18 protein-coding genes are annotated in these 24950 nt (G+C 63.6%); 10 read left to right on the top strand and 8 right to left on the bottom strand.

The window, feature by feature from the left end; all coding sequences use genetic code 11:
- Window positions 1-17 precede the first annotated feature (17 nt).
- Window positions 18-2027, top strand: coding sequence for a DUF5060 domain-containing protein (locus ACO05N_RS15660; protein ID WP_422051125.1), 2010 nt, complete (start codon window positions 18-20; stop codon window positions 2025-2027).
- A 525-nt stretch (window positions 2028-2552) separates the two neighbouring features.
- Here the strand turns inward: ACO05N_RS15660 and ACO05N_RS15655 are convergent.
- Genes ACO05N_RS15655 through ACO05N_RS15645 form a run of 3 tightly spaced genes read right to left on the bottom strand, consistent with a single transcriptional unit; the run spans window position 2553 to window position 5502 of the window.
- On the bottom strand, window positions 2553-3320 hold the full coding sequence (locus ACO05N_RS15655) for an SDR family NAD(P)-dependent oxidoreductase (protein WP_069319420.1): 768 nt from the start codon (window positions 3318-3320) through the stop codon (window positions 2553-2555).
- The gene (locus ACO05N_RS15650; protein WP_069319419.1) at window positions 3317-4342 is read right to left on the bottom strand and encodes a zinc-dependent alcohol dehydrogenase; all 1026 of its coding nucleotides are present in this window, start codon (window positions 4340-4342) and stop codon (window positions 3317-3319) included. Before ACO05N_RS15650 ends, ACO05N_RS15655 begins: the two co-directional genes overlap by 4 nt.
- A gap of 5 nt (window positions 4343-4347) precedes the next feature.
- On the bottom strand, window positions 4348-5502 hold the full coding sequence (locus ACO05N_RS15645) for a mandelate racemase/muconate lactonizing enzyme family protein (protein ID WP_206599072.1): 1155 nt from the start codon (window positions 5500-5502) through the stop codon (window positions 4348-4350).
- A gap of 182 nt (window positions 5503-5684) precedes the next feature.
- Here ACO05N_RS15645 and ACO05N_RS15640 point away from each other — a divergent pair, with 182 nt between their 5' ends.
- From ACO05N_RS15640 to ACO05N_RS15615, 6 genes are all read left to right on the top strand, one after another.
- Window positions 5685-7952, top strand: coding sequence for an agarase (locus ACO05N_RS15640; RefSeq protein WP_069319437.1), 2268 nt, complete (start codon window positions 5685-5687; stop codon window positions 7950-7952).
- Between the two features lies 1 nt (window position 7953).
- Window positions 7954-9585 (top strand): MFS transporter, encoded by a 1632-nt coding sequence (locus ACO05N_RS15635; protein ID WP_422057929.1) that lies wholly within the window; start codon window positions 7954-7956, stop codon window positions 9583-9585.
- Window positions 9582-10358: an SDR family oxidoreductase gene (locus ACO05N_RS15630; RefSeq protein WP_422057928.1), complete on the top strand. Its 777-nt coding sequence runs from the start codon at window positions 9582-9584 to the stop codon at window positions 10356-10358. The genes ACO05N_RS15635 and ACO05N_RS15630 overlap by 4 nt, the downstream gene beginning before the upstream one ends.
- A 105-nt stretch (window positions 10359-10463) precedes the next feature.
- The gene (locus ACO05N_RS15625) at window positions 10464-11069 is read left to right on the top strand and encodes a GntR family transcriptional regulator (RefSeq protein ID WP_422057927.1); all 606 of its coding nucleotides are present in this window, start codon (window positions 10464-10466) and stop codon (window positions 11067-11069) included.
- 349 nt (window positions 11070-11418) lie between these two features.
- Window positions 11419-12966, top strand: a complete 1548-nt coding sequence (locus tag ACO05N_RS15620; RefSeq protein WP_422057926.1) for a tryptophan halogenase family protein — start codon at window positions 11419-11421, stop codon at window positions 12964-12966.
- Between the two features lie 10 nt (window positions 12967-12976).
- Window positions 12977-13675: a SapC family protein gene (locus tag ACO05N_RS15615; RefSeq protein WP_069319415.1), complete on the top strand. Its 699-nt coding sequence runs from the start codon at window positions 12977-12979 to the stop codon at window positions 13673-13675.
- Window positions 13676-13730: 55 nt separating this feature from the next.
- On the opposite strand, the gene ACO05N_RS15610 is transcribed toward ACO05N_RS15615, so the two are convergent.
- The 5 genes from ACO05N_RS15610 to ACO05N_RS15590 form a co-directional block, all read right to left on the bottom strand.
- Window positions 13731-14603, bottom strand: coding sequence for an aldose 1-epimerase (locus ACO05N_RS15610; RefSeq protein WP_422057925.1), 873 nt, complete (start codon window positions 14601-14603; stop codon window positions 13731-13733).
- A gap of 115 nt (window positions 14604-14718) precedes the next feature.
- On the bottom strand, window positions 14719-15366 hold the full coding sequence (locus ACO05N_RS15605; RefSeq protein WP_069319413.1) for a 2-dehydro-3-deoxy-6-phosphogalactonate aldolase: 648 nt from the start codon (window positions 15364-15366) through the stop codon (window positions 14719-14721).
- Window positions 15363-16223 carry a 2-dehydro-3-deoxygalactonokinase gene (locus ACO05N_RS15600; RefSeq protein WP_069319412.1) on the bottom strand — a complete coding sequence of 287 codons (861 nt, stop codon included), beginning with the start codon at window positions 16221-16223 and terminating at the stop codon, window positions 15363-15365. Before ACO05N_RS15600 ends, ACO05N_RS15605 begins: the two co-directional genes overlap by 4 nt.
- An 8-nt stretch (window positions 16224-16231) precedes the next feature.
- Window positions 16232-17677 carry an aldehyde dehydrogenase family protein gene (locus tag ACO05N_RS15595; protein ID WP_069319411.1) on the bottom strand — a complete coding sequence of 482 codons (1446 nt, stop codon included), beginning with the start codon at window positions 17675-17677 and terminating at the stop codon, window positions 16232-16234.
- Window positions 17677-18831, bottom strand: a complete 1155-nt coding sequence (locus tag ACO05N_RS15590; RefSeq protein ID WP_422057924.1) for a mandelate racemase/muconate lactonizing enzyme family protein — start codon at window positions 18829-18831, stop codon at window positions 17677-17679. The genes ACO05N_RS15595 and ACO05N_RS15590 overlap by 1 nt, the downstream gene beginning before the upstream one ends.
- A gap of 115 nt (window positions 18832-18946) precedes the next feature.
- On the opposite strand from ACO05N_RS15590, the gene ACO05N_RS15585 reads away from it, so the two are divergent.
- The 3 genes from ACO05N_RS15585 to ACO05N_RS15575 all read left to right on the top strand — a co-directional run bounded on the left by ACO05N_RS15585 (window position 18947) and on the right by ACO05N_RS15575 (window position 24879).
- Window positions 18947-20869 carry a CRTAC1 family protein gene (locus ACO05N_RS15585; protein WP_173655674.1) on the top strand — a complete coding sequence of 641 codons (1923 nt, stop codon included), beginning with the start codon at window positions 18947-18949 and terminating at the stop codon, window positions 20867-20869.
- 35 nt (window positions 20870-20904) lie between these two features.
- Window positions 20905-23256 (top strand): alkaline phosphatase D family protein, encoded by a 2352-nt coding sequence (locus tag ACO05N_RS15580; RefSeq protein ID WP_422057923.1) that lies wholly within the window; start codon window positions 20905-20907, stop codon window positions 23254-23256.
- A 267-nt stretch (window positions 23257-23523) separates the two neighbouring features.
- Window positions 23524-24879 carry a cation:proton antiporter gene (locus tag ACO05N_RS15575; RefSeq protein WP_069319408.1) on the top strand — a complete coding sequence of 452 codons (1356 nt, stop codon included), beginning with the start codon at window positions 23524-23526 and terminating at the stop codon, window positions 24877-24879.
- The last annotated feature ends 71 nt before the right edge of the window (window positions 24880-24950 follow it).

Raw genomic sequence — 24950 nt, 5'->3', positions numbered from 1 at the left:
TATTTCGAGGGGGCGGGGTGGCGAAGGCCATTTCCGCCCCCTTCTTGCGCTGCGCCAGCGCCGTGTTCGTCGAGTGGCCGGCGCTCTACGCCGGTGTGGATGGAGCGAGAATAATGCGTCACGCGCCAGGACGATGGAAGGCGCGTTGGTTGTGGGGCGCAGCCAGCGCCGCCGCGATGGTGTTGCCGGCAACCGCCACGCCCAAGCTGAGCGGGGAGCGACAGGTCTGGCGGACCGTAACGCTGGACTTCAAGGGCCCAAGATCGGCAGAAACGGCGACGCCGAACCCGTTTACAGACTATCGACTTGATGTCGAATTCAGCAATGGCAGCCGGCGCTATCGCGTGCCCGGCTATTTCGCAGCCTGCGGCAAGGCGGCCCTGACATCTTGCGAGAGTGGGGACGTGTGGCGGGTGCACTTTACCCCCGACGTTTCGGGCGACTGGCGCTACAAGATTGTGTTTCGCCGTGGCGCCAACATCATCCTGGGCGGGGCAGGAGATTCCATAGGTACGTTGGATGGCGAAAGCGGCACGATCGCCATCGCCCCCACGGTTCCCGGGTCGGTCGATCCGCGCGACCGCGGCCGCCTCCTCTATACAGGACAACGTTATCTGCGATATTCGGCCACCGGCGAAGTGTTTTTCAAAGCCGGCACTGATGCGCCGGAGAACGCATTGGCCTACGGCGATTTCGACGCCACGCCCAACCGCCAGAACATGCGCAAGCGCTGGGCGCCGCATGCCAATGACGGTGCCGGTGTCGACATCGTTAAATATGGCTGGAACGGCAAGGGCCGCAACCTGCTCGGCGCGGTTGCATACCTCGCCGATCAGGGAATGAATGCGTTCTCCTTCTTGACGTTCAGCCTGGGCGGCGACGACCAGAATGTTTTCCCGCACCGGATGAAGGTGTCGATCGCCGAATACAACGAGCTTGGTCCGCGCCAACAATGGGACGAGGGCGTCGAACATCTGCGTTTCGACGTGTCGAAGCTTGATCAATGGGGCAGGGTGTTCAGCTATGCCAACGATCGTGGGATGTTCCTTCATTTCAAGCTGCAGGAGCTTGAGAACGACGATTTCATGGACGGCGGCGATACGGGCATCGAACGGGTCGCATATCTGCGGCAAATGATCGCCCGCTATGGTCACTTCCTGGCGCTGAACTGGAATGCCGGTGAGGAGAATACGCAGACCGCCCCGCAGGAGATCGCCGCGATGGCCAAGATCGCCGAACTCGATCCCTATCAGCATCTGCGGGTCAGCCACAGCTATCCTGGCCGTAAGGTCCGGTATTTTCCGCTGCTCGGCGAGCGTTCAGCGGTGACCGGCATCTCCATGCAAGGTCAGTTCGCCGACTTTTCCGACGTGAGGCCAGAGATTGCCGAATGGGCGCTGCGATCAAGCGCGGCGGGGCGCCCATGGGTGATCGCCAGTGATGAACAGGGCGGCGGAGATGCCGGCATCCCGATCGACGCCGACTATCCCATCGGCAAGCTTACCGGACCGCGCAAGTTCGATGACGATCGCCGTGCCGTGCGTGGACAGGTCCTATGGGCAACACTGACCGGCGGTGGTTACGGCGTCGAATATTATTACGGTTATGCCAGCGGCTGCAGCGACCTGCTGTGCGAGGACCACCGCACGCGTGCGACCAAGTGGCACGACGCGAAGATCGCGCTGGACTTCTTTCGCAAGCACGTCGGCAACGACGTGCTTGCGATGGAACCGCTCAATACCCAGTCTGGAACCCGCCAGCCATTCTGGTTCGGCGAGCCGGGCGAGAAGATGATCGTCTATGCCCATGATGGCAAATCGATCCGGGAGCGCGCCATGGTGGACAATGCGACATATCGCATCTCCTGGTTCGACCCGACCACGGGCGGGATGGTCAAATCAATCGAAAAGGCGACCGAGGCGCGCTCCGAGCATCAGACAAATCGTGATTTGCTGGTCACCGGCCCCGCGCCCGGAGACGGCGGCAAGGACTGGGTTTTGCTGATTGAGCGCGTGAAGGAGCGGTGACGGGCCGCATATCTGACGTGGGTGGCATTGACGGCCACTGCCACGTCACTGGCAATGCCCGCCATCGGCGGTGCAACTGCGGAGCTGGTTGATAGTTTGGCCGGAGCAATACCGCGTTGGTGATCAAGTCTCGGACTGGAGTTCGCATCCGTGGGACCGCGTTTAAATTGATCCGCAGCGCCATCTTCTTCGTCCAGCCTGATCCGCGTCGGCAGCGACTTCGAGGCCCGGACGGGGTTCGGCGCCAAATTCGACGGTGCGACAGGAGCTATCCCAAGACTGAGCTGTGCCGTGCGGCAGGTCGAGACGTCGATGACGCGCGTCCGGGCGTGCCCGCCTTGATCAGATAGACCAACCAAATCCCGACGGGGCGCTGGAGGACCGCATTGCGGGGATAGGATCGCCCCACGTTTCCACGGGCGCGTCACTTCATGTCCGCAGGAGAGCTTGTACGAGCCAGCGCTTCCTCGAGTTGGGGAGGCCGCGACCAACCTCGCGGTGGCGCGGCCCGTGCGGCGCTTTCGATCAGCGGCCCATCCACCCGCCGTCGACCAGCAGCGTCGCGCCGTGCACATAGTCGGATGCGCGCGAGGCGAGGAAGAGGGTCGGGCCCTTGAAGTCCTGGGGCTCGCCCCATCGTCCCGCCGGTATCCGTGAAAGGATCGATTGCGCGCGTTCCGGATCGTTTCTCAATGCCTCGGTATTATCGGTCGAGATATAGCCCGGGGCAATCGCGTTGACGTTCACGCCCTTTGAAGCCCATTCATTCGCGAAAGCCATCGTCAGCTGTTTAACGCCGCCCTTGCTGGCCGCGTAGCCGGGCACTGTTATCCCGCCTTGATATGACAGCAGCGATGCCGTGAAGATGACCTTGCCATGGCCGCGCTCGACCATGCCGCGACCGATCTCACGCGTGAGCAGGAACTGCGCTGACAAATTGACCTCGATCACCTTGTCCCAAAACTCGTCTGGATGTTCGGCGGCTGGGGCTCGCAGGATCGTGCCGGCATTGTTGACCAATATGTCGATGCGTGGATGGTCCGACACGATCGCTGCGATCGTCGACTTGAGTGCGGCCCGATCGGCGAAATCGCAGCGATAGCCTTGGAAGTCACGGCCGGCCGCGCGAATTGCGCGTGCCACCTCGTCCCCCGGCTCGAGCGAAGCCGATACGCCGATGATATCCGCTCCTGCTTCGGCAAGCGCCAGGGCCATGGCCATGCCGATGCCGCGGCGGCAACCGGTTACCAGTGCCACTTGGCCAGTCAGGTCGAATAGTTCAGCGGCGCTCATGCCTCGCACTCCAGCAATGTTTTCATACCTGGATCGGGGCTGTCGAGCGTTTCGAACGCGGCCTGAACCTGGTCGATCGGATGGACCGATGTGATCAGCGCATCGACATCGACCTGGCCGCTGGCGATCAGGGCAATTGCGGCATCGAAATCGACTGCCTCGTACACACGGGCGCCCACCAGTTCGAGCTCGCGCCAGAAGAAGCGGAACAGATCCACCTGCGGCTTGGTTGAATGGATAGCGACCATGCAGATGCGGCCGCGCACGGCGGCGATATCGGTCATGGCGCTGACGGTGGCTTGAACACCCGCGACCTCGAAAACAACGTCAGCGCCCTTGGTCCCGGTCCAGTCCATCACATGCGCGGCAAGGTCGCCTGTAGCAGGGTCGAAGGTCGCGAAGCCCGCATTGGCGGCATAGGCCCGCCGCACGGCGGTCGGTTCCGATATCAGCACGTCGGCGCCCCGTGCGCGCGCAACCAGTGCAATCAACTGGCCGATAGGCCCGCCGCCCAGAACCACGACCTTCTCGCCTGCCGCGACGCGCGCACGCGCGACATCGTGACAGGCCACCGCCAGCGGCTCGACCAGCGCGCCGCGGCGCAGATCGACATTCGCGGGAAGCTTGTGCAGCGTGCGCGCCTTCACCGTCCAGTAGGATTGCAGGGCACCGGCGGTGTCGATGCCCATGAATTTAAGGTTGTGGCAGATGTGCGAATGACCCGCCGAGCACGCCGGGCAATCGCCGCAATAGTCGAGCGGGCGAACCACGACGCGCTCACCGGCGGCAAAGCCCTCGACATCATTGGCTACGGCTTCGATAACGCCCGACATCTCGTGTCCGATCACGCCCGGCGGGCAGACGCGATGGTCCATGTTTCCGTGATAGACGTGAAGGTCGGTGCCACACAGACCGACATAGCCGACGCGGATGGTGACTTCACCGGCCTGCGGCTCGAGGCGCTTGCCCTCGGCAAGTTCGAATCGGCCCTTTTCAACATAGACAGCACTTTTGAGAGGCATGACGCTTATCCGATTTTATGTGGTTTGAGGCGTTGGGTATTGAAGCTGACGCCTGATCCTGTGGTGTTGGGAGCGGCGGTTTTGCCGTTTGTGACGGTGGTGGGGTTGGTGGTGTAGGCGTCGATGGGGAAGGAGTGGATTTCGAGGGTGGCGGCATTGGGGATGGCGGCCATGAGGGAGACGTGGAGTTCGTGCATGCCGTGCGATGCGACGGGTTTGCCGGCGGCTGCGGCGCGGCGGGCGACGTCGAGCCAAGGGGTGATGCCGCCGATATTGGAGGCGTCGGGCTGGAGGACGGCGATGGCGTGATGAGCGATGGCCTGGCCGAACTCGGCCGGGGTGCGCAGGTTTTCGCCGGAGGCCAGCGGGATGGCGGTGGCGGCGGCGACGCTGGCATAGGCGTCGAGGTCGTCATGGGCGACGGGTTCCTCGAACCAGGCCAGGTTCATGTCTTCGACGCCGCGGGCAAAGGCGATGGCGGCGGGGGCGTCCCAGCTATAGTTGGCGTCGGCCATGAGCGCGCGATCGGTGCCGATCAGTTCGCGCACGGCGCGCACGCGACGGATGTCGGTGGCGATGTCGGGGCGGCCGACCTTGAGCTTGATGCCGGTATGGCCGGCGGCGAACTCGGCGGCGACGCGCTCGAGCAGCTGGTCGTCGGAATAGCCAAGGTCGATGAGGCCGCGATAGCAGCGGACGGCAGGATCGGTGCCGCCGGCGACCTGCCAGAGCGGCTTGCCGAGCCGCTTGCAGCGAATGTCCCACAACGCGATGTCGGCGGCGGCGATGGCGAAGCCGCAGATGCCGCCAACACCGAGATAGTGTAGCGTGGCGCGCATGCGCGCGGCCAGCGCCTCGACATCATGCGCATCGGCGCCCTTGAGCAGCGGGGCGATATCCTCGCGCAGCAGCGCGCGGATCGCGCCGCCCCCGGTGCCGCCGGTATAGGTGTAGCCGACACCCTCGACCCCGTCGGCACAGACGATGCGACAGGTCACAAGCTCGAAATGCGTGTGCAGGCCGTGCCCGGCATCGACCAGCGCCTCGGCCAGCGGCACACGGTACAGCACCGCCTCCACCGCCACGATGCGCGCCGCCTCGCCAGCTGCCACCACCTGATCACCGCCCATCGCGGCGCCCGCGCTCGTCACCCCTGCCATCCTCCCCAATTGTCAATTGTCGACCGTTCTGTCAATTGTCGACAGTAGGCAGGTTGTCAGTGGCTTAGCAAGCCGCTGCAGAACCGGCAGCGATCCGTTGGCGCTATAAACCATTGTAGACAATTGACATGACGGGCAAGCGCGGCGAAAAGCTGGCAAAGCTAATGCCGAAGGGGAGAGATATGCGCGGTCAAGCGATTAGGATGATGCTGTTCGCATCGGGCGCGATTGCCGTGCTGGCGCAGTCCGCGCTGGCGCAGGACACCGTGATCCGGACGATCGAGGATTTCGAATCGTCGCGCAGCATCGCGCCACAAACCGAGAATGCCTCGGCGCGAATCGTCCCGGCCACCAACGGGCCCGGCAAAAGCCTCAGAGTCGATTTCCAGCCCCGCGCTGAGGACGATGTGGTCCTCAAGCCCGCCACGCCCTGGGATTTTACCGGGAAGGGCGATGTGAACCTTGCGTTCGACATCGCGAACCCGGCGAAAATCTCAACCCAGATTTTTCTGATCATCACCGATGCGAACGGCGCGTCTCAGACCACCATGGCGGTGGTGCCAGCAGGCAAGTCAGTGACCGCCTATGCCGTTCTGTCGGGCTTCGAAGCGATGGTGCAGAGTGGGATGCGCGAAGTCCCGCCGGGCTGGGCCAGCGATGAGACGAAATTGTTCTGGCGGACGGGCAGCAAGAAAATCGACCTGTCGCGCATCGTCAGCATCACCATCCGCACCCAGGCGATGACGACGCCTCGCAGCCTTATCTTCGATAATTTCCGCCTCCGCCGCAATCCACCGACCGATCCGTTCTTCATTACCGATATCGTCGACCCGTTTGGCCAGGCGGCGAAGGTGGAATACCCAATCAAGATCCATTCCGAAGCGGAGCTGAAGGCCGCGGCGCAAAAGGAACTGGCGCAGCTCGCGGCGTCGAACGGGCCGCCGGATCGATCGCGTTTCGGCGGCTGGGCAAGCGGACCCAAGGTGCGCGGCACCGGCTACTTCCGCACCGAGAAGGTCGACGGCAAATGGTGGCTGGTCGATCCCGAGGGCCACCTGTTCTTCTCGAGCGGCATCGCCAATGTTCGTATGGCGAATCTCGAGACGGTGACGGGCTATGACTTCGTGGACTCGTCGGTGCGCAAGATCGATCCGGAGGAGCTGACGCCCGAGGACTCGCGCGACTTCGCGCCGGTCGCGCCGGAGGTTCGCGGCACGCGGTTCCTTGCGTCCCCGATCCGCCGGCAAATGTTCCAGTGGTTGCCGTCCTATGACGAGCCGCTTGGCAAGCACTACGGGTATCGGCGCACCTTCCATCAGGGCGCGCTGAAGCATGGGGAGATCTACAGCTTCTACGGCGCTAATCTCGAGCGCCGTTACGGCGATAACTACATGGCCAAGTGGCGGCAGGTGACGCTGGATCGTATGAAGGACTGGGGCATGACCTCCTTCGGGAACTGGATCGACCCGATGTACTACGATAACCAGAAAATGCCCTATTTCGCCAATGGCTGGATCATCGGCGACTTCAAGACATTGTCATCGGGCTTCGATTACTGGTCGCCGCTGCCCGACGTGTATGATCCCGAGTTCAAGCGCCGGGCGCGTCTGACGATCGAACAGATCGCACGCGAGGTGAAGGGTTCGCCCTGGTGCGTCGGTGTGTTCGTCGACAATGAAAAGAGCTGGGGCCGGGTCGACACGAATCGTAATCGCTATGCAGCCGTGATCAACGCGCTCGCCAAATCTGCTGCCGACAGCCCGGCCAAGGCGCGTTTCGTGGAGATGCTGCGCGGCCGATACCCGACCATCGCTGCGCTCAACGCGGCATGGAAGAGCCAATATGCATCCTGGGATGCGTTCGGCGCGGGCGCGTCCCTCCCGGACGTGGAAGCGGCGGTGCCCGACCTGGCGCGGCTGTTCGCGGACTATGCCGACACCTACTTCCGGACGGTTCGCGATGAAATCAAGCGAGTCATGCCCAACCATATGTACATGGGCGTTCGTATGGCGGAGTGGGGCATGCCCGAGGAAGTGACCCAGGCGGCGATCAAATATTCCGACGTGTTGAGCTACAACGTCTATCGAGAGGATTTCCACGAGGATACCTGGGGGTTCCTCAAGAAGGTCGACCGGCCCACGATCATCGGCGAATTCCATATCGGCTCGACGTCGGACACTGGCCTCTATCACCCTGGCCTGGTGATTGCGACGGATCAAACCGATCGCGGCCGCATCTATGAGCAGTACATGAACTCGATCCTCGCCAATCCGATGATGGTCGGCGCACACTGGTTTCAATATGTCGATGATCCAGTGACCGGGCGCGCCTATGACGGTGAGAATTACAATGTCGGCTGGGTAAGCAACACCGACATGCCGTATCCGGAGCTGGTCGCTGCCGGAAAGCGCTTCAACTACGATCTTTATCGTCGCCGGTACGGGAACTGACATGGCTGGACCGATCGCAACGGCGCCCACGCAGATGGGCGGCGTCGACACCAATCGTCGCGCGCTGCTGCTTGCCATCATGGTGTGCTTCGGCGGGTTCGTCTTCGGCCTCGACGCTGCGCTGGTATCGGGCACCAAGGCCTATGTCATGCGCGATCTGGGCGCGGATGCCATCGGCTTCGGCTATGCGGTGAGCGCGCCGGGGCTCGGCGTCGTCTTCGCTCTGATGGTGACGGGGTTCGTCTGCGATCGGCTGGGCCGGCGCACGACCTTGCTGATTATCGGCTGGCTCTACCTGATCTCGGCGGTCGGCGCGGTGTTCTCGCAGACATTGTGGCAGCTCGTCGCATTTCGCTTCCTTGGCGGCCTGGCCTTCGCATCGCTGTCGGTTTCCTCAATGTATGTCGGCGAGATTGCGCCGCCTGCGAAGCGGGGATTGCTGGTCGCGGTGAACCAGCTCAACATCGTGGTCGGCCTGTTCGCAGCTTACCTGGCCAATTATTTCATCCAGGGCTGGGTCGCGGACGGGGCGCCGATCGCGGCCGCCACCGGCATGGATCGCTACACCTGGCAATGGATGTTGGCGGTACAGATCCCGCCATCAATCCTGTGGATCCTGTTCCTGCTGAAGATCCCGGAAAGCCCGCGATGGCTGTTGCTCAAGGGCAGGCGAGAAGAGGCCGCTGCTGTAATGCGTCAACTCGCCCCTGCAGGCGAGGTGGAACGCTCAGTGGCCGAAATCGAGGCAATGGTTAAGGCTGAACGCGCCGGAAATTCCGGGCCCAGCGAAGGCACTTGGCAGAGTCTGGCGCGGATGTTTTCGCCCACGATCATTCGTGCGACAATCATCGGCCTGGTCATCGCGGCGGTCCAGCCGACGACCGGAATCAACGCCATCATGTTCTATGCGCCTTATGTGATCGAGCAATCGGGCGTGGGCGCGGACGCTTCGTTCCTGGTCCCGGTCGTGAACGGCGTGTTCAGTATCATCGCCACTTCGCTCGCGCTGGTGTTCATCGACCGCATCGGACGGCGAACGATATTGCTGGGCGGGCTGGCGGTCGCTGCGGTCAGCCTGCTTGCCTGCTCGCTTTCCTTCGCGACGGCGACCTATCGGCTGGAGGCGCCGCGCATTGCAGCGCTGCCGGTGGAGATCGACCGCGCGTCGCTCGCGCCGGTCGTGGGGGTCACGTTCGACAATGATGTCGCGTTCAAGCAGGCGCTGAACGGCGCAATCGGACGCGACGTGGCAGAGCGTCATGAAGCGGAACTGCTAAAGGCTGCCACCTCGATCAATCTGTGGGCCGTGCTGATTGGCATTGCGGCGTTCGTCGCCGCCTTCCAATTCTCGATCGGCCCGATCATGTGGGTTATCCTGGCGGAAATCTTCCCGACAGGAGTGCGGGGTGTCGCCATCCCTGCCTGCGCGCTGTTGACCGCGCTGATCAATTATTTCGTACAGCAGCTTTTCCCCTGGCAGCTGGTCAGTTTCGGCGCTGCGTCGGTTTTCGGCACCTATGCGCTGTGCGTGACGATCGGTTTCGTCGTGCTGTGGCGCATGCTGCCTGAAACCAAGGGCCGATCGATCGAGGAGATTGCTGCGACCCTAGCCATGAAGAAGGAGCCCGCGTGACCGCCACTGCACTCAAGGACAAGGTCGTCGTTCTGACCGGCGGCGGCGCTGGCATCGGCTGGGGCATCGCACAGGCCTGCTGCGCGCAGGGTGCGACCGTCTTCTTTGGCCAACGCAGCGCCAATGGCGACGAGAAGGCGGCCGAGCTTGCCGGGCGCGGCGGGGATGCTGCATTCATGCAACTGGACGTCGCCGATCCGGCAAGCATCGCCGCCTTCGCCGGCGAAGCGCGACAGCGTTACGGCCGGGTCGACGCCTTGATCAACAATGCCGGCGTGACGATCGAAGGAGATCTGCTGAGCTTTCCGATCGAGGATCTCGACCGGCTATGGGCGACCAATGTGCGTTCGATCTTCCTGCTGACCCAGGCGCTGGCCCCCGTCATGCCGGCCGGCTCCGCCATCCTCAACATCTCGTCGAACCATTCGGTCGCGAGCGTCGCGGGCTATGAGATGTACGCAGCCACCAAGGGCGGCATCGCCGCGATGACTCGTGCGATGTGCTGGAGCCTGGGCCAGCGCGGCATCAGGGTGAACACGCTGAGCCCCGGCCTTACCCGGACAGAAGCAGTGCAGAAGGTCATAGACGATGCGCCCGAACTCGAGCGCGGATTCAATGCGATGCACGCCGATCAACGCTTCGCCACGATCGAGGAAATCGGCAATGTCGCCGCGTTTCTCATTTCCGATGCCGCCGCAGCCATTACCGGCGCTGACCTGGTCGCCGACCATGGCCTGGCCGTGCAGCTGTGTCGGGACGACCAGCTGAAATAGGATCCGACCCACGCGCATCGCCGACAGCGGCGTGCGCATCGAATGGATATTGCCGGACAGCGCGATCGGCCTTGAGGCCGGGCATTGTCCGCCAGGGAGGACTGAATGGGGCAAATGGAAGTCATTGGCATTCGGCAGCAGATCGCCGATCGCTTGCGAGCCGATATTGTCGCCGGAGCATTGGCGCCGAACCAGAAGGTGACCGAGGAAGCGCTCGCCCAGCGCTTTGGCGTATCGCGCGGTCCGATCCGGGACGTTCTGCTCGAGCTTTCAAAGGAAGGACTGCTGGTCACCCGGGCGAACCGCGACACCCGGGTCAACGATGTCGCCGCGCCCGAGGTGCAGACGATGCTGGTCAAGCTACGGCTCGACATCGAAACCTACGCCCTGCAGCGCGTCGCCCAAAATCCCTCAGGCGAGTTTCTGCAACGGCTCGGCGAGGCGCTGCACGACCTGTCCATGCAGCTGCGTGCCGGCAATTTCGCCGAGGTCGCGAAAGCCGACATCGCCTTGCATCGTCTGATCGTCCACGAAGCGGGGGGCGACGACCTCGTGAATCTGTGGCAACCGATCATCATGCGGATGCGGATGAATTATCGCCGATTGGCCTCGCCGGATCAGGCGATCGTAGAGCACGAGCAGATCGTCGCCGCGATTCGCGCCGGAAACGGTGCGGCGGCCGTCACCGCATTGAAGTCCAATGTGCGTTAGTCCCTGCCGCGTGTCACCAAACCAGTCAGCGCCGGTCGATTACGGACCGCTGGCCGTTCGGGGCACACTCAAGAGAGGCACCTCAGAGCGATTGCCGTAAGCCTATCATCCCGGTCTTACCCACCGACGGAATCGAACTTGCGGCCGTCATGTGTTGACAATCTACGATGATGACGCAACTGTCCTGTCGCGTGTTCAAACGATCCATCACCGCTCGACCGGAATGCTGCCTTGAGTTCCGCCGGGTTGCCAAGATCACAGGCCAAGCCGGTCCCCTCCAGCTGGTAGCCTCGTACTGGGCCGGCATTGCGCCGGCCCATTTTCTTGAATCCAGGGCGGGGCGGCTGCGATGGAACCAGTGACGAGGATCGTTATCGTCGGTGGCGGTACGGCCGGGTGGCTGACTGCCGGAACCTTGGCTGCAGCGACGCGCGAGAGCGATGAACGCCCGCTTGAGATCACCCTGGTTGAATCGCCCAATGTCCCGATTATCGGCGTGGGAGAGGGAACTTGGCCGACGATGCGGCGAACGCTCAAACGCATGGGCATCCGCGAGACCGATTTCCTCAACCAGTGTAGTGCCTCGTTCAAGCAAGGGGCGCAATTTGTCGGATGGGTCGATGGCTCGCGGGGCGACGCCTATTACCACCCGCTGGTGCTGCCGCAGGGCTATTTCGAGACCAATATGGCCAGGCAATGGCTGGCGGGCGTTTCCGATGGCTCTTTCGCCGCCGCGGTTTGCCCGCAAGAAGCGTTGTGCGAAGCGGGACGCGCACCCAAAGCGATCACGACCGCCGAATATGATGCGGTGGCGAACTACGCCTATCATCTCGATGCCGGGGCGTTTTCGCGGTTTCTTCAGGAGCACTGCACGCGCGTTCTTGGCGTCCGCCATGTCGCCGCCGATGTCACGGGGATTCGGTCGGCGGAGAATGGAGATATTGCCGCCGTCCTGACAATGCAGGCCGGCGAGATCGCGGGCGACCTGTTTATCGACTGCACCGGATTTCGTGCACTGTTGCTGGGCGAGCACTTCGGCGTCGGCTTCATTCCCTGCACGCAAGTGCTGTTCGCCGATCGCGCGCTGGCGGTGCAGGTGCCTTATCCGGCCGCCGATAGCCCCATTCTGCCGCATACGCTCTCGACCGCGCAACGGGCGGGCTGGATCTGGGATATCGGACTGCAGAGCCGACGTGGCGTCGGTCATGTCTACAGCAGCGCGCATATCGATGATGATGCAGCGCGCGCAGACTTGCGCGCTTATGTTCATTCGATCGGCGGCGATGCCGAGGCGCTGCCGATGCGCAAGATCGAGTTCCAGGCCGGACATCGCACGCGTTTTTGGGAGCGCAACTGCGTGGCGGTGGGACTGTCGGCAGGCTTCCTGGAACCGTTGGAGGCTTCGGCCATCCTGCTGGTCGAGATCGCGGCGCAGTTCATTGCCGAGCAGATGCCGGCGACACGCGCGGCGATGGACCCGGTTGCACGACGCTATAACACGACCTTCGCCTACCGCTGGGCGCGGATCATCGATTTCCTGAAGCTCCACTATCTGTTGAGCCGGCGTACCGAGCCGTTCTGGGCCGACAATCGCAGGACGGAGTCGATTCCCGAAAGCTTGACCGAACTCCTGACCCTGTGGCGCGAGCAGCCGCCATGGCATGACGATTTCGACCGCGCCGTCGAAGTGTTCCCGGCCGCGAGCTATCAATATGTGCTTTACGGAATGGGCTTCGAGACGCGCGTCCCGCCCCGCGGCCTGTCGTCGCAAGCGCGCGCCCACGGCGAGCAGCTTTTCATGCATAACAAGCAAGAGGCGGCGGCGATGATCCAGCGGCTGCCCAGCACTCGCGACCTGCTGGACAGGATTGCGCGCTATGGCCTGCAACCAGTCTGAAGGGATATCCGTGTCCAACATCGCAATCCTGGATCCGGCGGAACATCGCGGCCTGCGCATAAGGCAGGGGCATGGCGCGCAGTTCGGCGAAGATGTTCCCCTCGTCCCACTGACGGCAAATGAACTGCGACAGGCAGTGGTCGAGTTTCCGGTATTCCTGGTCAAGGATCCGGGGACCGGCCAGTTCGGCCTGTGCGCGTTGCTCGGCCGCTCGGCCGGCCATAATGCGTTTCTCCGGGGTGACCGCTGGCGAACACGCTATGTCCCGCTTCATATTCGCCGGCAGCCCTTCCTTGTCGCCGAACGGGCGGAGGGGGAGGGCGCAGTTGCGATCGACCTTGACAGCAGTCGGGTCAGCCAAAACGAAGGCGAGCGGCTGTTCGACGATGCAGGTGAGGGGACTGCGGCGCTCGCTCGCGCCAGGGACCTGCTCGTGGCGATCATGCAGGCCGCCCGGCCGACGGCCGCCTTCATCACCGCGCTGGTCGAGGCACGGTTAATCCGTCCGGCCGAGCTGGCTGGCGCATGCTCCGATGATAGGGTGCTTGACGTGGCGGGTCTGTACGAGGTCGATCGCACGGCGCTTGCCTCGTTGCGCGGCGAGCGGCTGGAGCAGCTGCATGGGGCAGGGCATCTGTTCGGCGCCCATCTGCTGATCGCCTCATGCGGCAATCTCTCTCGCCTCAGCAGTGATTATCAGGCTGATTGAGAACTTGCAGCGTTGGAGGTTCGCGCGCGTTTTGCACCTGATGCTGCGAGGCCTATTAAGCGAGTTCGCCAGCGCGGATTGAAATTCTGCCGGAGATGCATTGGCCGGGGTCAAGCACGACGAGCCCATAGCGATCCTGCACTCCATCTCGATTGTGCGCGTCTGGGAGATGTGATTGCGGCTCCAGACAGAAGAAATCGAGCGCCGGATTGGCATAAACCATCAGCCAGTCGAGATTTGACGAGGCAGTCAATGCGACGTGAAACCCGCGGTCGGGGTAATCGATCTGCAGCGCCCTTGACCAGTCTTCATAAATGTTGTTGCGCCAGGTTGAGGGCAGCTCGGCACCAGCGGCAAAGTCGAGCTCAGGCGGCAAGCTAATGGGATCTGATGGAATACCGCCAGGGCGCTCGAGCCAGAAGCGTCGGGCTTTGAAGCGAATTCTGTTGCCGGGTCGGCGTGGAAACCATGGATGAAAGCCCAGCCCAAACGGCAGGGGCATGTCGGCGAGGCTGGTCACGCCAAGCAACACGTGAAGACCGTCTGTGTCCAGACTGAAGTGCTGATCCGCGCGATATGCGAGCGGTCCACAAGTGGATTCGAGTGTCAGCCTCGCCTGTGTTCGGCCCGCATCTTCAACCGTCCATTGCTCCATCCAGGCATTGCCATGGACCGCATGACTTTCTCCAGGGTGGGCGGCAAGCGCGTGACATTTACCGCGCCAGTCGAACTTCGCGTCCGCGACACGCCCGCCAAATGGCACCATGGGAAACATCCCGACGCTGCTCGGATCACGCAGGCGCTGGGGGTCGGCGCTCGATTGAAGCAGAGCTTCGTCGCGCCAGAACAGCCGGCCGAGGCTGCCGCCATTGTCAGGGTAAATCTCGGCTCGGTACTCGCCCGCGCTCAGTCGAAGGGCCTTAGGCATCGATGCCTAAGAAAGGTACGAAGCAGGGGGCTGGGAACGGGAGTGGCGTAGCGCTGCTCTGCCGAAAACACCCCGATGCGATGGCGGTAGCAGCACGCTTGGTCGGCTTGGTCGGCTAGACCGAGGCATTCGCGGCGACCGTGGCGTTCTTCATCGCCTCCACATAATTGGCTGCGCGCGCGCCCACCTCCTCTGGCGCCAGTCCGGGTTGAAAGAGACCTGACCCCAGTCCAAAGCCGCTTGCCCCGGCGCGCAGCCACGGATCCATGGTATAGGGCTGAATGCCGCCCACGGGCAGCACGGGTATGGTTGACGGCAGCACTGCACGCAGCGCCTTGAGCCAGGCGGGCGAGCTTCCTTCTGCGGGGAACAGCTTGAGCGCCGCCGCTCCTGCCTCGAGCCCCGCGAACGCTTCACTTGCGGTCGCGATGCCGGGCAGGCTGACGATCCCAGTCGCCACGCATGCCTGGATCACCGCGGGATTCATGTTCGGGCTGACCGCGAGGGTCCCGCCCGCATTGGCAAGGCGTGCAACATCATCGACCGACAGGACGGTCCCGGCGCCGATGACGGCGTCCGATCCAAATTCCCGGGCCAGGCGCGCAATGCTGTCGAACGGCTGGGGCGAGTTGAGCGGGACTTCGATGAGCGTGATGCCTGCATGGATCAGCGCCGCGCCGATCCCCACCGCGTCCTCGGGCTGGACGCCGCGCAGGATCGCAATCAATGGCATGCGCTCAAATGCTGCTTCAAAAGGCCTCATCGTGCCAACTCCCAAATTCGATTTGCGCCAGCTGCAAAGGCAGCGTGACTGTCGATCATGACGACTGTGCCACCGCATTGTTCGATCGCGCGAGCATAGAGCGGCCCGAGCTTTTCATCGGCGAGCAGATGGACGGTCCGCCCGGCGGCATGGGCGGCGCAGTCCGCGCCGATCAGCAGCCCGCTGGCATAGGAGGCAGCATCGGCGTCGCTCCGCAGGCCGAGCACGCCGGCGGCGCGGATGCCGAACAAGCGTGCGAGCAGATGTCCCGACCTGGCGTCTTCGACGCCCTCGGCAAAGGCCTCACCTTCCGTGACGTCGCCCGTAAGTTGCGCGCTGAGCAGGGAATGGTTTCGCAGCAGAGCGAACAGCTCACCGGGCATCGAGGTCACGAAATGCGCGATCTGACCTTCATTCATCTCTGCCCATTTGCAATGCGTGCCAGGCTGACAAAGCAAGGCGCGTGCGGGCGCCAACCCGGCGGCGATGGCGCCCAGCAGCTGCGCCTCCTCACCGCGCATCACGTCCCCGCATCCATTCGCTTGCCACGACACGCCGGGCACGATCCAGATGCGGTCCCCGGCAGCGCGAAGGGCACCGGCCAGCTCGGGAATCCCGCAAGGGGCTTCGACATAGCCCGCGTCGCGCCAGCCCCGATTGGATCCGATCATGCCCGCCAGCAGCACGGGATGATCGCCGTGCCGCGTTCGCAGCGTCTCGATTAGCGCCGGATAGGCAGCAGGGGAAACCGCGAGAATTCCCAGCGCGTCGCGCTCAGTAAGCGTAACGACGCCCTCGTCGATCACATAGATGCGTCGGTTGGTCGTGCCCCAGTCGACGGCGATCAGCCGATCCATCTTTGCGCTCAATATCCGAGATAGACGGTACGCTTCTGCAGATAGTTCTCAAGGCCATAAGGTCCGTCCTCGCCGCCGATGCCGCTGCGCTTGTGACCATTGTGGTAGCCATGGAACGATCCCGAAATGCCCTTGTTGACGAACACGGTGCCGGTCTCGAGGCGGTCGATGAAAAGGTTGATCCTGCTGCTGTCGCGGGTCCAGACATAAGCGGACAGGCCGTCATTGCGGGCATTGGCGAGCGCGATTGCCTGTTCAGCGTCGTCGATGCGCATGATCGGCAAGACCGGCCCGAAGATCTCCTCGCGGATCAGCGGAAGCGACGCGTCGCCACAGGCGAGCACGGTCGGCTGGAACCAGTTGCCGTCCTCAAGTCCTTCGGGCGCACCCTGTTTGCCACCGGCGAGCAGCTCTGCGCCCGCTGCGACCGCGCTTTCGACCAGATGCTGCACGCGATCACGCGCGGCGCGGGTGGCGAGCGGACCCATGTCGGGATTGTCCATTGGATTGCCGGTGCGGATCGTGTTCACCTTTTCCAACAGCTTGGCGGTAAACTGGTCGGCAACGGATGCTTCCACCATCACCGTCTCGTTGCAGATGCAGACCTGCCCGCTATTGGCGAAACGTGCGATCGCCGCCGCCTCCGCCGCCTTGTCGATATCGGCGTCGGCCAGCACGATGAAGGGCGCCTTGCCTCCCAGCTCGAGGCACAACCCCGCGAGATTGTCGGCCGCAAGACGCGCGACGCGCTGGCCCGCGGCGATGCTGCCCGTAAGCGTGATGACCCGCGTCTTGGAACTCGCCACGAGGGGAGCGCCCACGCTGGCGCCGTCGCCAGTAACCATGTTGACGACGCCTGCCGGGATGCCGACCTCTTCGACAAGGCGACAAAACTCGGCTGCGGTGACTGGCGTCGCCTCATGCGGTTTCAACACCACGGTATTGCCCGTCACCAGCGCAGGCCCAAGCTTGCGGCCGATCAGCGCGAGCGGGTAGTTATAGGCGCAGATCGCGACGCAGACGCCATAGGGCACCTTGAACGTCATAAGCCGCTCGCCGGGCGCATCGGCCGGCCAGATGTCCCCACGCAGCCAGCGCGCCGACTGCGCGGCATAGCGCATATAGCCGATCGTATCGGTGACCTCGCCATGCGCCTCGCGCAGCGTCTTGCCCTGCTCGCGGACGAGCAGCCGCGCGAAATGCTCTCGGTTTTCCTCAAGCTTGGCGTTCAGCGCCTCGAGATATTCGGCGCGCTGCATGGGCGTAAGCGCCTGCCAAGCAGGTTGTGCGCGTGTTGCCGCATCGAGCGCCTCCTCGCAATCGGCGGTCGAACAGGCAGGCACTTCTGCCCAGGGCCGGTTGCTGGCGGGGTCGAGCACCTCCATCCATTCGCCGGACGAGCCTTCAGTCCAGCGTCCGTCGATGAAGCAGCGAAAACGGTCAATCGCGGTCATTAGATCACCTGATGTGGTTTGAGGCGTTGGGTATTGAAGCTGACGCCTGATCCTGTGGTGTTGGGAGCGGCGGTTTTGCCGTTTGTGACGGTGGTGGGGTTGGTGGTGTAGGCGTCGATGGGGAAGGAGTGGATTTCGAGGGTGGCGGCATTGGGGATGGCGGCCATGAGGGAGACGTGGAGTTCGTGCATGCCGTGCGATGCGACGGGTTTGCCGGCGGCTGCGGCGCGGCGGGCGACGTCGAGCCAAGGGGTGATGCCGCCGATATTGGAGGCGTCGGGCTGGAGGACGGCGATGGCGTGATGAGCGATGGCCTGGCCGAACTCGGCCGGGGTGCGCAGGTTTTCGCCGGAGGCCAGCGGGATGGCGGTGGCGGCGGCGACGCTGGCATAGGCGTCGAGGTCGTCATGGGCGACGGGTTCCTCGAACCAGGCCAGGTTCATGTCTTCGACGCCGCGGGCAAAGGCGATGGCGGCGGGGGCGTCCCAGCTATAGTTGGCGTCGGCCATGAGCGCGCGATCGGTGCCGATCAGTTCGCGCACGGCGCGCACGCGACGGATGTCGGTGGCGATGTCGGGGCGGCCGACCTTGAGCTTGATGCCGGTATGGCCGGCGGCGAACTCGGCGGCGACGCGCTCGAGCAGCTGGTCGTCGGAATAGCCAAGGTCGATGAGGCCGCGATAGCAGCGGACGGCAGGATCGGTGCCGCCGGCGACCTGCCAGAGCGGCTTGCCGAGCCGCTTGCAGCGAATGTCCCACAACGCGATGTCGGCGGCGGCGATGGCGAAGCCGCAGATGCCGCCAACACCGAGATAGTGTAGCGTGGCGCGCATGCGCGCGGCCAGCGCCTCGACATCATGCGCATCGGCGCCCTTGAGCAGCGGGGCGATATCCTCGCGCAGCAGCGCGCGGATCGCGCCGCCCCCGGTGCCGCCGGTATAGGTGTAGCCGACACCCTCGACCCCGTCGGCACAGACGATGCGACAGGTCACAAGCTCGAAATGCGTGTGCAGGCCGTGCCCGGCATCGACCAGCGCCTCGGCCAGCGGCACACGGTACAGCACCGCCTCCACCGCCACGATGCGCGCCGCCTCGCCAGCTGCCACCACCTGATCACCGCCCATCGCGGCGCCCGCGCTCGTCACCCCTGCCATCCTCCCCAATTGTCAATTGTCGACGAAAGTGTCAAGGGTGCCGCCAATATCAAATGTTGACAATCTACAGCGCTCAGGCACTTTCCAGCAAAAGCGCATGAACGGGAGAGACACGATGTTGGGTTGGCTGATCATGGCGAGTGTCGCCGCCGCGCCGTCGCCGCAGGCGAGCGAGCGAGCCGAGCAAGCCGAGCGAAGTCAAATCCGGTTTGAAGAGGTAACCGCGGCATCTGGACTTCGCTCCACGCCGGGATGGAAATATGGCGGGCCGGTCATCGCCGACCTCGATCGCGACGGACATGTGGATCTGTTGCTCGGAAATCATGACGAAGATCCCCTTCAATTGTTCTGGGGCACTGCGGACGGACGCTTCGTCGCGGGTGAGCTCCCGGATATCTATCGCGACATTCACGGCATGGCGCCCGGCGACTATGATGGCGATGGCGACCTCGATCTGCTGGTTGCCGTTGGCGGGGGCAATGGCAAGCAACCAAGGCCCCCAATTTTGCTGCGCCTCGAGGGCAGGCGCTATGCCGACGTCACCGCGCAAGCCGGGCTGACTGGATATGGCGCACGGGGGCGATCGGTGCGCTGGGTCGATCTCGATGCGGACGGCGATCTCGATATCGTCGCGATCAATGCGCGCCAGCTGCCCGGCGAAACCGGTCCGCGCAACCTGCTGTTCGAAAATCTGGGCGGTCGCTTTCGCTATCGTGCCAACGGCCAGTTCGAACCGATCGAGGCCGAACGCGCACTCGTGACGGACTTCAACGGCGATCACCGTCCCGACCTGGTGCTGTTCACTCCGCTCACGCTCCTGGAGAATGCCGGAAATTTCCGCTTCCGCGACGTGACCCGCGCGCGGCTTGGCGAGGCGATGGCGCAAATCTCCTATGTCACAGCCGCCGCTGAAGCGGACTATGACAATGACGGCGATTTTGACCTCTATCTCGCACGCGGCAAGGTCTATTACGAGATCGCCGACAATGCTGTCGACTTCGATCCGGCAAGCGGCCGCCTCGATCTTCGCGATTCGGGAAACAAAGGCAGCGACGGCATCGAATTCACCGCTGCCGGTCCGGTGGTATTGCGTGATTTCTGGCATTGGCGGCGCACACAGGGGCTGGTTCTGCCCCTGTTCCTGGGCGCGAAGGGCGTGCAGGTTGAAACCCCCGTCGAGCCGTTGACCATCGCAGCGGAACAGGCGCGCGGCCGGGCGACGGAGCGCAACCGCGATGGCTGGTATCTCGCGCATCTCGGCAATGACCGGTGGCGTCTCGACTGGCACCTCTCAGGCGATCATGCCTGGGACATTCGAGCGTCAGTCACCGGCGTCTCGTCGATCAAGCCCGACTGGAAACCTCAAGACATGGGCGTTGCAGATCTCTTGCTGCGCAATGATGGCGACCGCTTCACGGACGCCTCCGCTCGCTTGCCCGATGCAGCGGCGCGCAACAATTGGGGCGTTGTCGCAGGCGATTTCGACAATGACGGTCGCTCCGACTTCTTCCTTCACCACTTCGGCGGATTGCGCCGCCGCGTCGCGGACTCGATCCTGCTCAACCAGGGCAAGGGCGGATTTGCCGGCATGGACATGCCCAGTGCCACTGCGGGCATCGGTGGCAACAGCCATGGCGACATGGGCGCGGCGCATGACTTCAATGGGGACGGCAAGCTCGACCTGTTGAACGGCGACGACGATCTGGGCGGCTGGCATCTTTACCGAAACGTGACGGCATCGACCGGGAACTGGCTGGTCGTCCGCGTCGGCGCGTCTTCCAAAGGAACAGATGGCGCCGGCGCGATCGTGCGCATTGCCGGGCCGCATGGCGAACAACTGCGCCATGTAGGTTCATCGGGTGAAGTCCATAGCCAAAGCATGAATGAATGGGTGCATTTCGGTCTGGGCTCGTCTGCGCGCGCTGCCAGCGTCGAGGTGATCTGGCGAGACGGTACGCGCGAGCGGCGTACCAACGTGGCGGCAAATCGGATCATGCCTGTCGGACGCCTGCCTGCCGCCGCGCGGTCGCGCGACTGAACGTCGCGCACTGCTGGACGACCTTGGAGAAAATCATGCCTGACAACGTATCCCGCAGAAGCAGCCTGAAAGCCGCGGCTGCCAGCGCAGTCGCTAGCGCGCTCGCCACGCCTGGCGCAGCAACAATCGGCGCATTGGCCAAAGGCCAGCGGCTGGCGGGCACGGCCAAGTCGAACTGGTCCTCGCGACACGATCGCGTGTGGATCGGGGGCGATTACTGGGCCAATCCGATGGAGGATTGGCGGATCGCCGATGGCGCGATCGAGTGTGCCTCGCCCGGGGGCAATCGCAGCGTGCATTCGCTCGTGCATCAGCTGGTCGACGCCGAACGCCGTTTCAGCCTGGCAATTCGCGTGCGCAACCTGGGCTCGCCCGATGCCAATGGCGGCGCGTCGCTCCGGATCGGCATCAGGAGCGAGATCGACGAATATCGCAGCAACTGCTTCGTTCAAAAGGGGCTGGATGCCGGCATCCTTGAAGACCGGATCGTCCTGGGTGATCGGTCGGCGAAGCTGCCCAGGACGATGGGCAGCGGCGAGTTTGAGCTCTTGCTGCGCGGTGAGCCGCGCGACGGCGGCGTGGCGCTCACTTTGACCGTCCAGGCAATGGACGGCAAGATGGCGCCAGTCGAGCTCGCCGCTCAAGTGGCATCGGCGCGCGTGCTCGGCAACGTCGCCGTCGTGAGCAACTTCTCCACCCCCGCGATCGATGACAAGGCACAGGCAAGTTCCAGGTTCCGGTTCAGTGACTGGCGGCTGACAGGGGATGCCTTTGCTCATGCGTCCAAGCAGCGGTTCGGGCCTATCTTGTGGGCGATGTACACGTTGAGCGACACGCGTGGGGGCGAGGGCTATGTCCTCAAGCTGAGTGCGCTGACGGGACCGATGGGACCGCAGGACAGCAAGGATATCGAGCTGCAGGTGCAACGCGGCGGAAAATGGAGCTCGCTGGGAACGGCTCGGCTCGATCCCGACGCTTGGGTGGCTACATTCCGTATCGCGAACTGGGAAGCCGGGCGCGATCTGCGCTATCGCCTGCTATATCGCGAGAGCTTGCGCGGTGGCGCGGTCGAGACCGATCAATATGCCGGCACGATCCGCGCGGCGCCCGCCGCGCGCCCGCTGCGCATGGCGGCGCTGACCTGCCAGAACGACTATGCCTTTCCTTATGAGCCGGTGGCCAACAATGTCCTTCGACTCCAGCCCGATCTTGTCCTGTTCTCCGGCGATCAGATCTACGAGAATCATGGCGGCTTCGGCGTCATCCGGGCGCCTGCCGATCGGGCGATCCTCAACTATTTGCGCAAATACTACCAGTTCGGCTGGGCATTCCGCGACGTGATGCGGCATGCGCCGACCGTTTGCCTGCCCGACGACCATGACGTGCTCCAGGGCAATTTGTGGGGCGAGGGCGGCGCGGCATTCTCCGAAGCGGCGCTTGCTTCCAAGCGATCCGATGGATCGGGGGGCTATATCGAGCCTCCCCGGGTGGTGAATGCGGTCCATCGCACCACCGTCTCCCACCTGCCGGATCCAGTCGATCCCGCGCCGGTCGCACAAGGCATCAGCGTCTATCATACCGAACTCGTCTATGGCGGCGTCGGCTTCGCCATCATCGCCGACCGGCAATGGAAGTCTGGACCCGAACGTCTGAAGCTCGTCGTCGGCGAAACCGGGCAGGGCGAGAATCCCCGATCGATCAATCCCGCAATGGATCGCGATGACCTCCAGCTTCTGGGCGCCAGGCAGGAAGCATTCCTGGCACGTTGGGCCAGCGACTGGCGTGGCCATAAGCTGAAGGCCGTGATTAGCCAGTCCGTGTTCGCGGGGGTCTCGACGCACCAGCCAGAGCCGGACCGCTACCTCAAATATGACATCGACAGCAATGGCTGGCCGCGTACAGCGCGCGACCGGGCAGTGCGACTCATGGGCACGGCAAAGGCGCTTCATATCTGCGGCGACACGCATCTTGGCACCCTCACGCAATATGGGGTGGAGGCGCAGCGCGACAGCAGCTGGGCCTTCTGCACGCCAGCGATCGCGGCCGGGTGGCCGCGCTGGTGGCGACCGGATGCGGTGGGCCTGCCGGTCCGCAACCGCCCAGCCCATGGCCTTGCCGAGACCGGTGAGTATCAGGACAGCTTCGGCAATCGCGTCTATGTCTACGCCGTCGCCAATCCCGACATCGGCACGGCGGCGAACCGCTATGCGCAGGCACAGCAAAAGGGCAGCGGATTTGGCATGATCGAATTCGACACGCAGGCGCGCACCTATACGCTGAGCGCCTATCGATTCTTTGCCGATCCGGCCGCCCGCGACGGCCAGTTCCCGGGCTGGCCGGTCGTGATCCATCAGGAGGAGAATGGCGGTCGCAATCGCTTGCGTTAGCGTGGGCGGGTGGACCCGAGCGCTGCCAAATCGTCGCGCTGCCCATTCCTGTCCCGCAACGCTGGTGCGCAAGGCTTGTACGCTCATGCCCTGCGCCAGCCGGCGACAGGTCATGCCGTTCGTGCCTTGTGGCACCGTCAAGGTGCCGGCCGGAAGCAGCGTCGCGTTGCGCTTTCTGTCTACCGTGAGGCTTGTCAGCGCGGGTAGCGGGACGATTCAAGGTGCAATCGGGCACGCGGCGGGCTGTAATATTGTGGGGGGCAAGCGATGCTGGACTGGTTGAGCGATGCATGGGCGGTCCTCACCGACGTGCTGAATCCCCACGGGCCGGCCATGGTGACCGCGCGAAGTTACACGCCGACGGATTTCAGCATCCGATTTTTCCTGCAGCTCGCCGTCATCATATTCACGTGCCGCGTCGTCGGCAGGCTTGGGCAGACATTCTTGCGACAGCCCCAAGTGGTAGGCGAGATGGTCGCAGGTGTCGTGCTCGGGCCGTCACTGCTCGGACTCTTCCTGCCCGAGCTGCACAACGCCATCTTCCCAGTAGAATCGCGTACTGTCCTTTACGTCGGCGCACAGCTGGGTGTCGGGCTCTACATGTTCATGGTGGGCCTGACGCTGCGGCTCGACCATTTCAGGAGCAAGGCGAAAAGCGCCGGGTTCGTGTCCGCAGCCGGCATTGTCGCGCCCTTTCTTTTGGCGGCGCTGATAACACCGGTGCTGCTCAACATCCCAGGCCTCTTCGCAGCCGGCATTTCGCAAGCGAATGCGACGCTGTTTCTCGGTGCATGCATCGCACTCACAGCCTTTCCCATGCTCGCCCGTATCATCAACGAGCGCGGGCTGGCGAATTCCTCCCTTGGCACGCTGACGCTTACCGCGGGTGCCTTCGATGACGCAGCATCGTGGTGCGTGCTCGCGCTCGTGCTCGCCGCGTTCGGCGCCGGCCCGGGCGTTGCCGTCATCGCGATCCTGGGGGCTGCGCTTTACACAACTTTCATGCTGAAATTTGGTCGCCGCCTGCTCATTCCGCTCGAGCGTGCGGTACAAGCGCGCGGCGAGATGACCACGGACATCCTCGCCATCACCATGCTGCTGTTCTGCCTTTCGGCCTTTCTGATGGACGCAATCGGAATCCATGCGATCTTCGGAGGCTTCCTGATCGGCGTGTGCATGCCGCGCGGTCTGTTGGTCGAGGAGTTGAAGAAGAAGGTCGAGCCGCTGGCCGTGGTCCTGCTGCTTCCGATGTTTTTCACGTATTCGGGGCTTAATACCCAACTTAACATGGTGAATTCGATCCCATTGCTGTTGATCGCATTGGGCATCCTTGCCGTGTCCATTCTGGCCAAGTTCGGGGCATGCTACGCTGCCGCGCGCCTGTCGGGCGAGGACAATCGCACCGCGCTCGGGATTGGCGCATTGATGAACTCGCGTGGCTTGATGGAGCTGATCATCATCAACATCGGCCTGCAACAGGGCATTATCGGACCGACGCTGTTCTCGATGCTGGTGCTGATGGCGATCATCACCACCGTCATGGCGACGCCCGTCTTCGAGTGGGTTTATGGCCGCAGAGCGCGCGAAACGGGGCAACTTGATCAGCTCATCGCCCGACCATAGTTCGTGAACGCACCTGGACATGCACTGGCGCGCGCAAACCTGCTGCCCAAGACAGCTGCGCAGCGCTGGGC

The organism is Sphingomonas sp., assembly GCF_965227385.1.
Classification (GTDB): Bacteria; Pseudomonadota; Alphaproteobacteria; order Sphingomonadales; family Sphingomonadaceae; genus Sphingomonas.
Note: the sequence above shows the minus strand (reverse complement) of the source record. Positions and strands in the feature narration are given on the sequence as shown.